A 14,136-nucleotide genomic window follows, 5' to 3' on the forward strand; every position below is an offset into this window, starting at 1 on the left:
GGGTGGCAAGGGCGCGCGGTATGCGCTGGCCGCAAAAAAAACGGGGGGGCAGGCGCCCCCCCTTGTGTTTCGCGTGTCGTCGTCGGCCTTACAGGCCAGCCGCTTCCTTGACGTAGGCGAAGTCGATGGAGGAGCTGACGAGCTGCGCGCCCTGCCTGATCTTGATCACGTCGCGCAGCTTGTGGCGCGAGAGGATGACCTCCATCTTCTTGGCCACGGTGTACGTGTCGTCGCGCACCACCACGATGGGAATGTTCAGCACTTCCGACCGGGTGAGAATGATGTCGTTGGGGTACAGGTTGCCGGTCAGCACCAGGCACGGGCAGTTGCCCTCCAGCGCCACCAGTTGCACGTCGGACCGGTCGCCCCCCACGATGACGGCGGAATTCTTGTTCTTGCGGAAGTGGGTCATGAAGTTTTCGACCTGCATGGTGCCGATGAGGAAGTTTTCCACCACCTTGTCGGACTTGTTCTGGGCCGAGATGACCTTGCCGCCCAGCCGTTCGGCCAGGTCGCCCACCTTGATGGCCCCCATCAGCGGGTCCTTGGGGATGACGCCCACCACGCGCACGCCGTTGCGTTCCAGGAACGGCTTGATCAGCCCCTCCACCTCGTTCATGAAGTTGGCGGGGATGTCGTTCAGCACCACGCCGGCCAGGTTGTCGCCCAGGGTATCCTTGAGCACCACCAGATAGTCGTAGTTCAGTTCCTTGTGCAGGCGGTCGATGATGATGGCCTTCAGCCCCAGTTCCTTGACCACGCGGATGCCGTCCACGTTGCAGTAGCGGCCGGAATACATGCTGCCGGACCCGGCCACCACCATCACGTCGTGGCGGCTGGCAAGCTGGCGGTAGGCATCGACGATGCCGGGCATGTAGTCCTCGCACTGGCCGCTGAAGGCGCGCACCTTGAAGTCCTGGGTGACCAGCACCGGGGTGACCAGGTTCGACGGCTCTTCCAGCCCCAGCACGTCCTGCACGAAGAAGGCATCCTCGTCGCCCAGCACGCCGCCGCGTTCCTGCGGCATGGCGCCCACGGGCTTCATGTAGCCCACGTTGTAGCCATCCTTCTGCAGGCGCAGGCCAAGGCCCATGATCACCATGTTCTTGCCGGAATATCCGGCCGTGGAACCCACGTAGATGCCTGCCGCCATAGGAGCCTCCTGTTGCTGAATCCGGACGCATGCCCCGCCGGACCATCCGGGCGCCGGGCACTGATCCGTTGATCGGTGGCGCGGCGCGTCCGGCGTGTCCGGCATGTCCGGCATGTGGGGCGTGCCTGACCCGCCGGGCGGGTCGGGAGACGGTGCGACATGCCGTGTGCTTTGCTGATTCTGCCCCGAATAACAGCCGAAAATCAAGGGACAACTGCAATTTCGTGGCTGTTCGCTCGCTCAGCCCGGGTTTGCGCGGTGCGGTTGGGGCGGATTGGGCGGGCTGGCCGGGCAAACGGGGGGGGCTGGCCAGGTGGAAAGGCGGCGGGCCATGCCGTGCCGGAAATTTGACAAAGGGGTGCGAGCGGCATGCGCGGCGCGGTCGGCCTTGCGCAAAGGGAGCAGTGCCGGTATCGTTCCCGGCCATGACCGGAGCGCCCATGGCGGCAAAAGCTGCCGGGCGGCACCCAGAAGGAGCGACCACCGACCCATGTTTCAAAAGCTGCAAAGCGACATTCATTATGCCTTCAACGACGCGGGCCTGCTGGCCACGGCCATGACCCACAGTTCGTGGGCCAACGAGCAGCAGGAGCACGTGGAGCACAACGAACGCCTGGAATTCCTGGGCGATGCCGTGCTTGAGCTGTGCGTGTCGGAAGAACTGTTCGCCCGCTTTCCCGGCGCCCGAGAGGGCGACCTGACCCGCATGCGGGCCCGCCTTGTCAGCAAACCGGCGTTGGCCGAGCTTGCGCGCGACCTGCAACTGGAATTGTACCTGCGGCTTGGCAGGGGCGAGGAAAGCCAGGGGGGGCGCGAACGCAGTTCGTTGCTGTCGGACGCGCTGGAAGCCATGCTGGGGGCGGTGTTTCTGGACGGGGGGTACGAACGGGCGCGGGCCGTGGTGCGCCATGTGCTGGCCGCGCGCTGGCCCAGCGACGCCGACGGCAAGCGCAGCAAGGACTACAAGAGCCGCTTGCAGGAGCTGACGCAAAGCCTGTTCCGGGAGCGGCCGGTATATGCCCTGATGGGCAGCAGCGGGCCGGAACACGAAAAGCGCTTCGAGGTGCGGCTGACGCTGCCGGACGATACCGTGTGCACGGCCATCGGCCCCAGCGTCAAAAGGGCCGAACAGATGGCGGCCGGTCTGGCGCTGAAAGCACTGGAGTCACGCAGCGAGGGCTGAGATGGAGACAATGACCGGGAAGGCCGTTCCTTCCCGGTCCTGTTGTCTTTGGTCAACCTTCGCCAACTGATGCGCGGCGTTACGCCGGGGGCGGGGTCTGCTAACCGCCGCCGATGAGCTGCATGGCCATCTGCGGCAGCGAGTTGGCCTGCGAAAGCATGGCCACGGCGGACTGGGTGAGGATCTGGTTGCGCACGAACTCGGTCATTTCCTCGGCCACGTCCACGTCGGAAATGCGCGACTCGGAGGACTGCAGGTTTTCCGCCTGGATGGTGAGGTTGCTGATGGTGTTCTCCAGGCGGTTCTGCAGGGCGCCGAGCGCCGCGCGGATCTTGTCCTTGGAGATGATCGCCTGGTCAAGGGCGGTCAGGGCGTTCTGGGCAGCCGACTGGGTGGAGATGGTGTAGCCCCCGGCCGCCACGCCCGCTGCGGACGCGTTGCCGATGCCCAGTTGCGACGCCGTGGCCCCGCCGATCTTGATGTAGTAGTAGTCCTCGTTCGAGTCGTTGCCGGTACCGAAGTGGATCTTCAGTTCGCCTGTCTGCCGCAGCCCCGACCCGTTGTGCGTGCCCGAAAGGGTGCCGTCCAGCAGGTGGATGCCGTTGAAGTCCGTGGCGTTGGCGATACGGGTGATTTCCGAAGCCATGGCCTGATATTCGGATTCGATCATCAGGCGCTGGTCGGAGTTGTAGGTACCCGTGGCCGCCTGTTCGGCCAGTTCCTTCATGCGGATGAGCTTTTCGTCGATGATCTGCAACGCGCCGTCGGCGGTCTGGATCATCGAGATGGCGTCGTTGGCGTTGCGGATGCCCTGACGCATGGTGGAAATATCGGCCCGCATCAGTTCGCGAATGGCGAGGCCTGCGGCGTCGTCGGCCGCAGTGCCAACGCGCAGACCCGAGGAAAGGCGGCGGGTTGACGTAGCCAGGCGACCGTAGCTCTCGTTCAGGTTACGAGAGGCGTTCAGCGCCATCATGTTGTGATTGATGACCAAAGACATGTGGTGAACCTCCTTCGGGTTGTCTGGCCAACATTAAGCAATGTTGGTGCCAACGCATTTTTTGCAAAGAAAGGTAAAGAGTTAGCAAAACTCTAGACACCTCGTGCCCGGTTGCCGACACGCCCATGCCAAAATTTTCCCAGGGCTTGCGGGGTGCTGGGCAGTGCGGGAGGGGGGCGGGAGCCGGACGGGGGAATTTTTTGCATCCCTTGCGCGCATGCCGGGCCGCGCCCTAATCCGGCGGCGTATTTTGCCGATAAGAGGGGTGAGACGATGTTTCCGGGGGAGGCAATGTCGCCTCGAGGAGGAACCATGATGCTGCTGGACGATATCCAGTTGGTGACGGCAGGTTCTTCCGCGGGATCGGATATCAAGCGCCCCCCGGCACGCGGCATGGCCGCCGCATCCTCATCCGCTACTTCTCCATCTCTCGCGGAATGGCAGCCGACCGGGGACGAACGATCCGCGGAAGCGGACAACGTGGACATGCAACAGCTCGAAAGCTCGCTGAACGACCTTTCGCGCTCCCTTGAAGCCAAGGGTGCCGCGCTGAAGTTCGAGATCGTGAGCGACCAGGGCGTGGTGCAGGTCGAGGTTTCCGAGAAGAACAGCAACAAGGTGCTCATGCGCATACCGCCCGAAGGGGTGCTGCGCGTCGGCAAGGACGGGGGCATGACCCTTGGCGGGCTGCTCAACCGGCAATTCTAGGGGCACGGCGGCGGGTTCATCCCCTCCGCCGCGCCATGCCGGTCCTGCGCCAGTCGTCGGCATGGCACGTTTGGCCGGGGCGGGACGGTCCTTGCACGGATTACGGAGTGCCTGGTGGCGCTTGCCCTGGCTCCGTTGGTCGCGGCAGCGCTGGCGCATCTGCGCCCGGTCCACCGACTGAGGCCGGGCTGGTGCGGTTGGGCAGAGCCGTGATCGCCGTGCCACCTGCATTTTGTTGTGGGCAGCCCTGTTTGGGCGCGCATGTTGCTTGCTGCGGGGGGGCCAGGTGCCTGCATCGCCACCGTTCTGTTGCGGCGGGTTGCCCCGGTTTGTCCGCAACGCGAAACACCCCGGACCGTTTCCCTTGGGAACGGTCCGGGGTGTTTCGCGTTGCGCACGCCGCGTTGCGCCGCCGCCGACACGGTGCGGACGCGGGTTCGGGCCCGCGTCCGCCGGTCGATCATGATCCGCCGCTAACGCTTCATGTTCACGACGGTGTCAAGCATGGTGTCCGTCGTGGTGATGACCTTGCTGTTGGACTGGAAGCCGCGCTGGGTGGTGATCATCTGCACGAACTCGCGGGCAAGGTCCACGTTGGACTGTTCCAGCGAGTTGGAGTTGATGGAACCGTACCCGTTGGCGTTGGCCGGACCCGCCAGCGCATCGCCCGAGGCGCGCGTTTCGGAGAACAGGTTGCCCCCTTCGCGCCGCAGGTTGGTGGGGCTGGTGAAGTCGTACAGGGTGATCTGGTACAGGTCCAGGATGACCCCGTTGGAGTACCGGCCATGCACCACGCCGTCCTGGTCCACGGTGATGTTCTGCAGGAAGCCGAAGGTGTAGCCGTCCTGCTTCTGGAAGATCATGGACGACGAGCCGCCGTAGCTGGTCATGGACGTGGACTGACGCTCGCCCTGGGCGCCCAGGCCGCCGAGGTTGCTGGCGTTGCTGCCGATGGCGGCGGCGCTGGCAGGTGCGCTGGCCCAGGTGTTACTGAGGTTCTTGAGGCCGAAGTTCAGTTCCATCAGGTACGGTTCGGCTTCATCGGATGCTGTGGGGGTGGTGTAGCTGGCGTTGGCGACACCCGAGAAGTTGGCCACGAACAGCGGGTACCCGTTGCTCGAGAACGTGGTGGGCTGCCAGTTGTTAAGATCCTTCAGGCTGCCCGTGGCGCCGCTGGCGATGGTGAAGGCGGTCATGTCCGTGAGCTGGCCCGAGGTATCGAAGGTCAGCGTGCCGGTCATCAGGATGCCCGCCGCCGAGGTGCCCGCGAAATCCAGGCCGTTGACCGAGCGCAGGTCGTCCGAGGGATTCATGGTGACCATGTATTCCCAGTAGCGCTTGCCGCTGGCGGCGTTGGCAACCGTGTCGGTGGCCACCTGGTCGAAGTAGACGGTCAGTTCGTGCGAGGTGCCGCCTTCGTCGTAGACCTTGATGGTGGTCTGGTAGGCAAAGCGGCTGTCCGACAACGGCGTGTCTGCCGAGCCATCCCAGTTGTTGAACACCGAGAAGAACGGGTCGGTGGCGTTGACCGACTTGTCGCCGCCGTCGCGCGCGTCGAGGTTGTGGGCCGAGGTGATGGTGGACGTGTGCTGCGGCTCGGCCGTGAAGCCGTCGAGCTTGATGTCCTTGGGCGAACCCGCGCCCTTGATCTGCGAGGTGGTGGTGGTCACCTGCGCGGTGGAGGTGGACAGCGAGGGGCGGGCCTTTTCGATTTCCCAGCCTTGCAGCACGTAGCCGTGCGGATCGACCAGGTAGCCGTCGTTGTCGAAGCGGAAGTTGCCCGCACGGGTGTAGTACGAGGTTTCCTGCCCCTTGGGCCGCACCTGGAAGAAGCCCTTGCCGCCGATGGCAAGGTCCGTGGCCTCGTTGGTGGTTTCAAAGGCACCCTGGCTGAAGTCGCCGAAGATGGCGCCAATGGACACGCCCCGGCCAACCTGGCTCACCCCGGCCGCGCTGTAGACGTCCTGGTTGATGAAGTCCTGGAAGTCCATGCGCGAGCCCTTGAAGCCCACGGTATTGACGTTGGCGATGTTGTTGCCGAGAACGTTCATCTTCTCGCCGTGGGCCAGCAGTCCCGAAACGCCGGTCCACATACTTGCCGTGACACTCATGATCGACCTCCTGTGTCCATGCACCCCCGTGGGGGTGTAGTGTGCGTGCTCTCGTTCCGCAGGGGGTTAGCTGTCGCTGTCCGTGCCGCTGTCGGAATCGTCTCCGGAGTCGTCTCCGGAATCGTCGTCGTCCGTGTCATCGCCGCCGGTGCTGGTATTGGGCGCCACGATCTCGGAGACGTTGCTGAAGGCGATGTGGCGGCCGTCCGCCAGGCTGAGATAGGGTTCGTCGTCCACCTTGACCACGCCCGACACCTGGCCGGAAACCTGGGTGGTGATGTAGACGGACTTGCCGTCCTCGCCTTCGCCGTACATGGCCACGGCGTAGACCCCGTCGGGCACGATGGTGTCCTGGTAGTCCTTGCCGTCCCACTTGTACTGGTAGGTGCCGGGCTGCTTCGCGCCCATCAGTTCCGTGCGTACCAGGTTCATTTCGCTGTCGTAGATGTTGATGTAGCCGCTGTTCACCTGTTCCTGCACCGTGAAGTACACCGTACTGACGGAATTCACCGTCGCGCCCGTGCTGTCCTTCAACGAGGTCTTGCTGATCTCGTAGCCGCTGGCGGTCACTTCCTTGCCGATGTAGCCCACGGCGGCGGACATCTGCTGCTGCTTGGCGCTTGCGTTCAGGTCGGTGATGCCGGTGGAGATGTTGGTGAGCTGTTCAAGGCTGGTGAACTGCGCCAGCTGGGCGACGAATTCCTTGTCGTCCATGGGGTTCAGCGGATCCTGATGGCTCAGCTGGGCCACCAGCAGGTTCAGGAACGCCTGCTTGTCCAGTTCGTCGTTCTTGGTCTTGGCGCCAAGGTAGTTGTTGAAATCCTGTTCGGCCTGGCCGATGACGGGGCTGGCTGCCATGGTGGCCTCCTATGCGATGATGTCGAGCCCGGAGGCGGTAAGAGTTGCCGAGCGTCCGGTGGAGGCTGCCGCTGCTGCGGTGTCAACGGCCTGCATGGCGGTGTCGTCGGTCCCGCCGTCACGCAGGCGGCGCAGGCGTCGATAGCGCTCGCGCTCCGCGTTGCGGGCCTGCTGCTCCTGGCTGGCGTTGTGCTGGGCCGTATCCTGCCAGGCCTGCGAAAACGAGTTGTCCTGCAACTGGGTTTGCACTTCCAGCCGGTCCACCTTCAGCCCCTGCTGTTCCAGCGCGGTGCGCAGCACGTGCAACTGGTCGTTGAGGGCCTGCGCGGTCTCGGTGCGGTCGGGGCGGATGGTGGCGTTGACTTCGCCGTTGCGCACGGAAAGGGTCACGGTCACGTTGCCCAGTTCGCCGGGGTCGAGTTGCATGGTCAACTGGCGGGTGCCGTCCTGCATGGAGGTGAGGATGCCCCGCTCGAGTTGGGCCGCCGCCTGTTCGGAAAGATAGGGGGTCAGGGCCTGGCCCTGCCGTTGGGCAGCCCCCGCCGCATTGGCGGCATTGGCCGCGCTGGCAGAAGCGTCGGCCATGCTCTGGGCCGCGCCGCTGAGGGTAGGACTGACGTCGATCTTGCGCAGCAGTTCGGCCCAGGGATCGCTGCTGCCGCCGGAAGCGGACCGACCGTGCTGGTCCTGCTGCCAGGCGGAGCCCTTGCCGTCGCCCGACTGTGAAGACTGACCCGATTGCTTATCCAGCCCGAACGCCTGCGCCTGGGCATTGCCCTGCGTCACCTGCGCCTGCTGGCTGCTGGTGCCCCCGTTGCCGTTGTTGCCGTTGTGCAGGGACACGTTCTGCTGCATGGCGTCGCCCGACTGCCCGATCTGGGATGCCTGGCGCGGATCGGACAACGGCCCGGCATGTTCCTGCGTGCTGCCCCCGGTGCGCATCAGGCCGGACTGGCGGGTCTTGCCCGCGTTGGCCGATCCGCCGTCGTGGCGTTCAGCGTCCAGCGCGGGGGCCACACCGCTGCCGTTACCCTTGCCGGTGGCGGCTTCGCGGATCAGCACCTCGCTGCGCTGGGCGGTACGGTCCCCACGTCGGTCGGCCTGCTCGATGCGCTCGGCGGATTTCTTGGCCGCCTGCAACACCGGATCAAGCGCGGAACCGAGGGCCGAGGCCAGGTTGCGGTCGGCCTGTTCGCGCGCGGCCATCTCCTGTCCGGCGGGAACCAGAACGGACTTCAGCCCGGCGGCGGTGGTGGAAATTTCGGTCTGCCCGCCGAACAGCGTCTTCATGGCGGCCAGCACTTCGGGCGAGAGGCGAAGGCCCTTGGCCATGGCCTCCAGTTCTTCCACGTTGACGTCGATGGCATCGCCGTCGGTCTTGCTGCTCAGCTTGGTGCTGATGGTCTTCCACACCGCATCGGTGTTGCCCGCGTCCATCTGGGCCAGCATGCTGTCCGCTTCTTCGGGCAGCATGCCGATCTTTTGCAGGAACTGCTTGGCGTCCAGGCGCTGGTTGCCGTTCAGGGCGGTGGTGGCGGTGCTGTTGGCGTCCAGGTTGGCGTAGGGGCCATCCTTGCGCAGGGCCGAAATGACCTGCCCCAGCGAGTAGTTGCCGGAGGTGGAGGCCATCTGGGTGAGGCGTTCCAGCCGGTCGGGCGACACGCCGCTCTTTTCCAACTGGTTCCGCAACGCGATGACGTCCTGGTAGGAAAGGCTGATCTGCCCCGGCGCGGTGAGCACGCTCCCGTCTTCGCCCCTGCGCACCTTGCCCTTGGCGTCCGTGGCCGCATTGGCGGCGTTGCGGAGGGCGGTGGTGCCCGCGCCGGAGATGGAGCGCGAGCTCGCCTTGTCCGCGAGCACGGAAGCGAAGTCGAGGGTGCTGGCAGTGACCTTGGGGCGCCGCGTCACGTCGGACGGCGCTTTTTCGGTCTCGGGAAGAAAGGGAAAAATATGCATGCCGGGGCTCCTTGCAGCCATTGGATTACAAGGAACGTTCCAAAACTGTACGCAACATTATTTCAGGAGGTTACGGCATGCAGGGGCGGCGTGCCCGGCAAGGCCTGCCGTGTCTGAGCGGTGGCTGGACGGAGCGTGTTTGCAATTCTTGACCATTCTTGATGGTCGGCGGGGGGGGGGCGTGCAGCGGGTGGGGCCGATCGGCGGCAGGCACGCGCCGTACAGCCCGGGCGGAGTGGATAGAGCCGGACAGCCGGGCAGGGCCGGATAGATGCGGACGGTGCCGGGACGGGAATGGACGGGACGGGGGATGGGACGGGGAGCGGATCAGGCCGTAAGGGCGGCCAGGGCCTCCACCAGGGCCAGGGCCTCTGCCCAGGCGGTGGGGGTGGCGTCGGCGTTCTGCATGGCCATGTGCAGATAGCCCGTAAGGGGACGCAGCATGGGCGGATGCAGGTGCCAGAAGTCGGGCGGCAGCATGGCCTGGCCAGACCGCAGGCCGCGCAGGGTACGGGCCAGGTCGCGCCCAAGCTCGGACAGGGCGCGGCGCAGGGTTTCGGCCAGCCGGGGCGAGGCGGCGGCAAGGTCGGCCCAGGCCTGACGGGCGGCGGCCTCGCCGTGCAGGCCAAGCCGCCATGCCCAGAATGCCTTCCAGAACTGCCCGAACAGGCGGCGGGGTTCGCCCTGCCGTCCGTTGATCGGGGTGGCCAGCGGAACGAGGTCGAACAGCCCCAGTGCGTCACGCCCCGTACGCAACAATTCCAGCCCTGGCAGGCGCATGCGGGCAAGGCGCGGGGTGGTGCCAGCGGCATTCGCGCCACTGGTGGGCAGGGACGGGGCGTCGTCCTGTTCGCGCAGCAGCGCGTGCACCAGCGATGCCACCCGTACGGGGTCGAACCTGTCGCGGCACAGCACGGAAGGCTGGGTGCACCGCCAGCAGCCCACGCAGCTGATGGTGGCGCGCAGCACGTGGTGCCCCGGGGGGAAGGGGGCGGTTTCCCAGGCGTTCACCGGTCCCATGGACAGGTTCAGGGTGGGGGTCTGGGTCCAGGCGGCCACGTGCATGGGGCCTGTGTCCGGCGTGACCAGCAGGCGCAGCGAGCGCGTGAGGGACACCAGTTCCGGCAGGGAGAAGCGCCCGCACAGGTTCAGCGCCGGGGTGCTGGCGCGGCGGGCCACGTCGGCCCCCAGTGCCGCTTCCGCCGGACCGCCCAGCAGTACCGGCTTCAGCCCGCGTCGCAGAAGATCGCGGGCCAGCACGGCCCAGAACTGGGCACCGGGACGTTTTTCCGGCTCGCTGGCCCCCAGGAACAACCCCACCCGCTGCGGGTCGCGTCCCTGATGCTGCGGCGGGGGCCAGTCGGTGCCGCGTATCCGGCTGGCGGGCACGCAGTCCAGGGCATTCAGGTCGGCCCAGTGGAACAGGTTGTGCCGGTTGTTGTGCACCAGCGAGGTCCGGTACAGTTGCCAGTGCCCGTGCACGTAGGTGGTCCGGTCGGTCCCTTTCACCGTCCCGGTATTCGCCAGGCAGGGGCCGAAATGCGCGTCGGCATGCAGTTGCCCGGCCAGCGCGGCGGCCTCTGGCCGGTGGCTGAGGTTGACCACCAGGTGGTAGCGGTTCCGGCGCAGCCGTTCCGCCGCGCCGTACGGAAAGAATACCGCCTCCGGGCCGATGGGCATGAGTCCCTTGAAGAACTTCTCCTCGCCCACCACCCACAGCGGACGGCGCGGGTGTTCCGCCCGCAGCCACGCCAGCAGCGGAAAGGTCAGCACCAGATCGCCCATGCGCTGCATTTGCAGCACCAGAATGGGCGCATCAGGCGCGTTGTCCGCAGGTGCGCGGGGGGGCGCTGCGGGCGTCGGGGGCGTGGGGGCGGTGGTCATGGTGTTGGCATGGGCGTGTGACTGCTATCTGGCACGGGCCGGACCGAAGATGCGGCGCATGTGGTCCAGCAGCGTGCGCAGCCGGTGCTCGTAGGTGTGCTCTGCCAGGATGCGCCTGCGCGCGGCAGCCACCACGCGGGCGCGTTCTTCCGGGTGGTCCAGGTAATGGCGCAGCAGCTCGTCAGCCTGTTCCGGTTCCGTGTAGCACACCACCTCGCGCCCCGGATCGAACAGGTTCTCTATCTGGTCGCGCCAGTCGGTGAGCACGAACGATCCGGTGGCGGGCACGTCGAACACCCGCTGGTTGACGGCGCCCTTCATCTGCTTGCTGGTGCAGTTGAAGTTGATTTCCGACAGGGGGTAGAACGCGGGTAGCTCGCTGTAATAGTTGATTTCCGGGTGCAGCCGCCAGCCAGCGGGCGCGGTGCGGAACACCTTGCGCCACCCCGTGTCGCCCACGATGAGCGGGGCAAAGGGCAGGGTGCGCGCCACGCAGGCGGCACGATACTGGCGGGTGGCCTCCCAGGTGAGCATGGTTTCGTAGGACAGGCGCCGCTCGGCGCCGTTCTGCCCGTCCTTTTCCTCCGGCCCTCCCAGTCCGTCATATACGGCGGCCAGTTGCGGCTGGTGCGCCCGCAGGTAGGCCCCCACGGATCGTTCGCCGTGCGCGCCGAAGCCCGCCGCCACCTCGCGGTACGAGCGCAGCAGCGCGGCGGGCAGCTTGCCCGCCTTCATGCGGTGGGCCACCTTGTAGACCATGGAATTGCCCACGAAGGACACCCGCGCCCGCCACGGATGGCGTGCGGGCAGCGGTGACGCGGGCGGGGCGAAGCGTACCGGGTCGGTGCCCAGGGGCAGGTAGGCCACGTGTTCGAAGCCAAGGTCGCGCAGCGAGGGCAGGTTGTCCGCGTCCCAGGTGAAGATGGCCGTCCAGGGGCTGACGATGCGCCGGTACAGGTAGAGGATCAGGTGCGGGTTGTCCACGAACCACGAGGCCAGCGGCAGGCGCAGCTTTTCCAGCAGCTCGGTCAGCACGCCTTCGCGGTCCACGCCCAGATGGTTGATGGTGAAGGCGAAGTCGGGCCGGAATTCCACCACGGCGCGCAACAGCTTTTCCACGAATTCGCCCCGGCCCACCTCGTCGTCGTCCAGGGTGAGCAGGTGGTACGGCACGCCCAAGCGCTGGCAGGCGGTGACGATTTCGCCCATCAGGAAATACTGGCTGGTGATCAGCAGCATGCGCGGCAGGGCGGCCGGGTCCGCGAATTTGGGGTAGGCGGCCCGTTCCCAGAAGTTGAAGCGGGCGCTGGCGGACAGCACGTCGCGCAGGCGGGCGTAATGGGCACGGTCCAGGCGCAGGTAGAAGGGGTGCGGCAGGGGCAGCAGTTGCAGCCCGCCGTGCTCGTACTGCCAGCGGGTAAGGGTGCGCAGGGCCACGTCCGTATCGTCGTCGGTCACCCACAGGATGCGTCCACCGCAAGCATCGTCGGCATGGCGTTCGCGCAGGCGGGTGGCCGCAAGGATTTCCGTGGACCGGTCCACCACGGCCACGGGACCGGGATGCAGTTCCAGCAGGCGGGCCAGGGCCGCGCCGGTGCCCGCGCCCAGGAGGACGGGCAGGACTGGCGGAGCGGAAGGGGCGGGCGACGCGGATGGGCCTGCCGTGCCGGATATTTCGGACGTATCCGACGGGCCGGTGATGTCGGGCGGGGCGGCTCCGGAAGGCCTTTCCGCGCGCAGCCTTTCGTAGGGGGCCAACAGGGCCAGTTCGCGTGCCGGGCCACCGGGGCCCAGCATGGCCATGCTGCGGCCATCCACGGTTACTTCCACGTCGGTGACGGGCGCCTGCCCTGCCGCCGTGCCGGTCGGGCGGGGCGACGGCAGCGCGCGGGCCGCCAGCCTGGGGCGGGGTGTGGTCTCGCGGTGGGAATTATCTGCTGGCGGCATGGTCGGTGTACTGCCCTTGCGTGGGGTTGCCCGTTTTACCGTGGGGTTGGGGAGGCGCGGCGTTCCCTGCGGTCAGGCAGCGTTCGTCGGCATATGGCAGGGCAGCTCGCCCCAGACGGAGCCCTGTGCGCCCGGTCGCGCCCGGTCGCGTCAGGTCGCGTTCGTCAGCGCTTGGCGGGCGGCAGGGCGGGCGATTCCACGGCCAGTTCGCCGTCACGCAGCACAATGCGCACGTCGCGCAATTCCTCGCGTACCTCCATCCACGATTCCTCGATGGAAATTTCCACGCCGGGCATGATGCGCCCCGGCACCACCAAGCGGCAGCGCTCGGCGATGGGGCCGCCGCGCTTCAGGTCCTGCCACAGCGCGGCACGCTGGCGCAGCAGGCGGTCCATCTTCTTCAGCGCGGCCTCCAGGCGGCGCACCGGCTCTTCCTTGCCCGCCGGGGTGTCGGCGGCCACGGCCTCGTAGTGGATGATGCGCTGGCGCAGGTCGCGGATGTTTTCCTCGAGCCGGGTGATCTTGCGGAACTTGAACGGGTCGTACCCCAGGTTCACCTTGGTGGGCGAACCCTGGGCACCGCCCAACTGGTTTTCGATGTACACCACGCCCGCGCCGTGCACCGTGCCGCCCTGCACGCGGTCCTTCACGACAAGGTTCGCCCCGGCGTAGATGCGGCAGTGCAGGGCGAACCGCTCTATGTACATGTTGCCGTGCGAGCGCAGTTCCGCGTTTTCGGCAAAGGGCACGCGCAGGGTGTCGCCCGCGTCGAGCAGGCAGCCCTTGCCGCCCTTGATGCCGCTTTCGCAGGCTATGGCCCCCCGTGCACGCACCACCGCGCCTTCCACCACGCCCTTGACCAGGATGTTGTCCGCCTGGATTTCGAAGCCGGGCTTCACGTCGGCATGGATGGCCATGTCGCCCACGAAGAAGATGTTGCCGGTGTGGAAGTCCACGTCGCGGCGCACGTTGAGCATCTTCTTCACCGTGATCAGCCCGTCGTGGTAGAAGACGTACCCGTTGGCGTCGGCCACCACCCGATTCGGCGAGCCGGGGTCCACTTCGCAGTTGGGGCCGCAGGGCAGTTCCCTTGGCGCGGCATCGTAAACGTAACGCGGGTCCAGCGGGCCTTCGCCCGCTTCTTCCAGCGGCACCAGTTCCGCCAGCACCTGTCCCTTCACCACGTTCTGGACGTAGCCGAGGTTGTAGCGGTCGATGTTGCCGGCATCGTCCGCTTTAGGTTTCAGGTGCATGTAGTCGAAGTCGGGCTCGAAATGGTGGCGCAGGTAGTATGGCATGTGGCGCTCTCCGTGGGGCTGTGCCTGCGGCGCCGCGT

10 protein-coding genes are annotated in these 14,136 nt (G+C 66.5%); 2 read left to right on the forward strand and 8 right to left on the reverse strand.

What is annotated here, in order from left to right; genetic code table 11:
- Positions 1–88: 88 nt before the first annotated feature.
- The gene (locus ABWO17_RS04800) at positions 89–1,153 is read right to left on the reverse strand and encodes a phosphotransacetylase family protein (RefSeq protein ID WP_309541773.1); all 1,065 of its coding nucleotides are present in this window, start codon (positions 1,151–1,153) and stop codon (positions 89–91) included.
- Positions 1,154–1,643: 490 nt separating this feature from the next.
- Here ABWO17_RS04800 and rnc point away from each other — a divergent pair, with 490 nt between their 5' ends.
- Complete coding sequence (gene rnc / locus ABWO17_RS04805; protein WP_353116437.1) at positions 1,644–2,336, forward strand: ribonuclease III; 693 nt, start codon at positions 1,644–1,646, stop codon at positions 2,334–2,336.
- Between the two features lie 100 nt (positions 2,337–2,436).
- Here rnc and ABWO17_RS04810 read toward each other — a convergent pair whose 3' ends face one another.
- Complete coding sequence (locus tag ABWO17_RS04810) at positions 2,437–3,336, reverse strand: flagellin N-terminal helical domain-containing protein (protein WP_353116438.1); 900 nt, start codon at positions 3,334–3,336, stop codon at positions 2,437–2,439.
- Between the two features lie 312 nt (positions 3,337–3,648).
- On the opposite strand from ABWO17_RS04810, the gene ABWO17_RS04815 reads away from it, so the two are divergent.
- Positions 3,649–4,044 (forward strand): flagellar protein FlaG, encoded by a 396-nt coding sequence (locus tag ABWO17_RS04815; RefSeq protein ID WP_353116439.1) that lies wholly within the window; start codon positions 3,649–3,651, stop codon positions 4,042–4,044.
- Between the two features lie 473 nt (positions 4,045–4,517).
- Here ABWO17_RS04815 and ABWO17_RS04820 read toward each other — a convergent pair whose 3' ends face one another.
- The 6 genes from ABWO17_RS04820 to ABWO17_RS04845 form a co-directional block, all read right to left on the reverse strand.
- Complete coding sequence (locus ABWO17_RS04820) at positions 4,518–6,155, reverse strand: flagellar hook protein FlgE (protein ID WP_353116440.1); 1,638 nt, start codon at positions 6,153–6,155, stop codon at positions 4,518–4,520.
- Between the two features lie 66 nt (positions 6,156–6,221).
- Positions 6,222–7,013 carry a flagellar hook assembly protein FlgD gene (locus tag ABWO17_RS04825; RefSeq protein ID WP_353116441.1) on the reverse strand — a complete coding sequence of 264 codons (792 nt, stop codon included), beginning with the start codon at positions 7,011–7,013 and terminating at the stop codon, positions 6,222–6,224.
- Between the two features lie 9 nt (positions 7,014–7,022).
- Positions 7,023–8,969, reverse strand: coding sequence for a flagellar hook-length control protein FliK (locus ABWO17_RS04830; RefSeq protein WP_353116442.1), 1,947 nt, complete (start codon positions 8,967–8,969; stop codon positions 7,023–7,025).
- A gap of 327 nt (positions 8,970–9,296) precedes the next feature.
- The gene (locus ABWO17_RS04835; RefSeq protein WP_353116443.1) at positions 9,297–10,853 is read right to left on the reverse strand and encodes a glycosyltransferase family 9 protein; all 1,557 of its coding nucleotides are present in this window, start codon (positions 10,851–10,853) and stop codon (positions 9,297–9,299) included.
- Between the two features lie 24 nt (positions 10,854–10,877).
- Positions 10,878–12,800 carry a CgeB family protein gene (locus ABWO17_RS04840; protein ID WP_353116444.1) on the reverse strand — a complete coding sequence of 641 codons (1,923 nt, stop codon included), beginning with the start codon at positions 12,798–12,800 and terminating at the stop codon, positions 10,878–10,880.
- A 164-nt stretch (positions 12,801–12,964) separates the two neighbouring features.
- Complete coding sequence (locus ABWO17_RS04845) at positions 12,965–14,098, reverse strand: FapA family protein (protein ID WP_353116445.1); 1,134 nt, start codon at positions 14,096–14,098, stop codon at positions 12,965–12,967.
- Between the last annotated feature and the right edge of the window lie 38 nt (positions 14,099–14,136).

The organism is Nitratidesulfovibrio sp. (assembly GCF_040373385.1).
Taxonomy (GTDB): Bacteria; Desulfobacterota; Desulfovibrionia; order Desulfovibrionales; family Desulfovibrionaceae; genus Cupidesulfovibrio.

Coding starts and splice junctions, on each gene's coding strand:
- ABWO17_RS04800 (WP_309541773.1), bottom strand. CDS start 1,153: ATGGCGGCAGGCATCTACGTGGGTTCCACGGCCGGATATTCCGGCAAG.
- rnc (WP_353116437.1), top strand. CDS start 1,644: ATGTTTCAAAAGCTGCAAAGCGACATTCATTATGCCTTCAACGACGCG.
- ABWO17_RS04810 (WP_353116438.1), bottom strand. CDS start 3,336: ATGTCTTTGGTCATCAATCACAACATGATGGCGCTGAACGCCTCTCGT.
- ABWO17_RS04815 (WP_353116439.1), top strand. CDS start 3,649: ATGATGCTGCTGGACGATATCCAGTTGGTGACGGCAGGTTCTTCCGCG.
- ABWO17_RS04820 (WP_353116440.1), bottom strand. CDS start 6,155: ATGAGTGTCACGGCAAGTATGTGGACCGGCGTTTCGGGACTGCTGGCC.
- ABWO17_RS04825 (WP_353116441.1), bottom strand. CDS start 7,013: ATGGCAGCCAGCCCCGTCATCGGCCAGGCCGAACAGGATTTCAACAAC.
- ABWO17_RS04830 (WP_353116442.1), bottom strand. CDS start 8,969: ATGCATATTTTTCCCTTTCTTCCCGAGACCGAAAAAGCGCCGTCCGAC.
- ABWO17_RS04835 (WP_353116443.1), bottom strand. CDS start 10,853: ATGACCACCGCCCCCACGCCCCCGACGCCCGCAGCGCCCCCCCGCGCA.
- ABWO17_RS04840 (WP_353116444.1), bottom strand. CDS start 12,800: ATGCCGCCAGCAGATAATTCCCACCGCGAGACCACACCCCGCCCCAGG.
- ABWO17_RS04845 (WP_353116445.1), bottom strand. CDS start 14,098: ATGCCATACTACCTGCGCCACCATTTCGAGCCCGACTTCGACTACATG.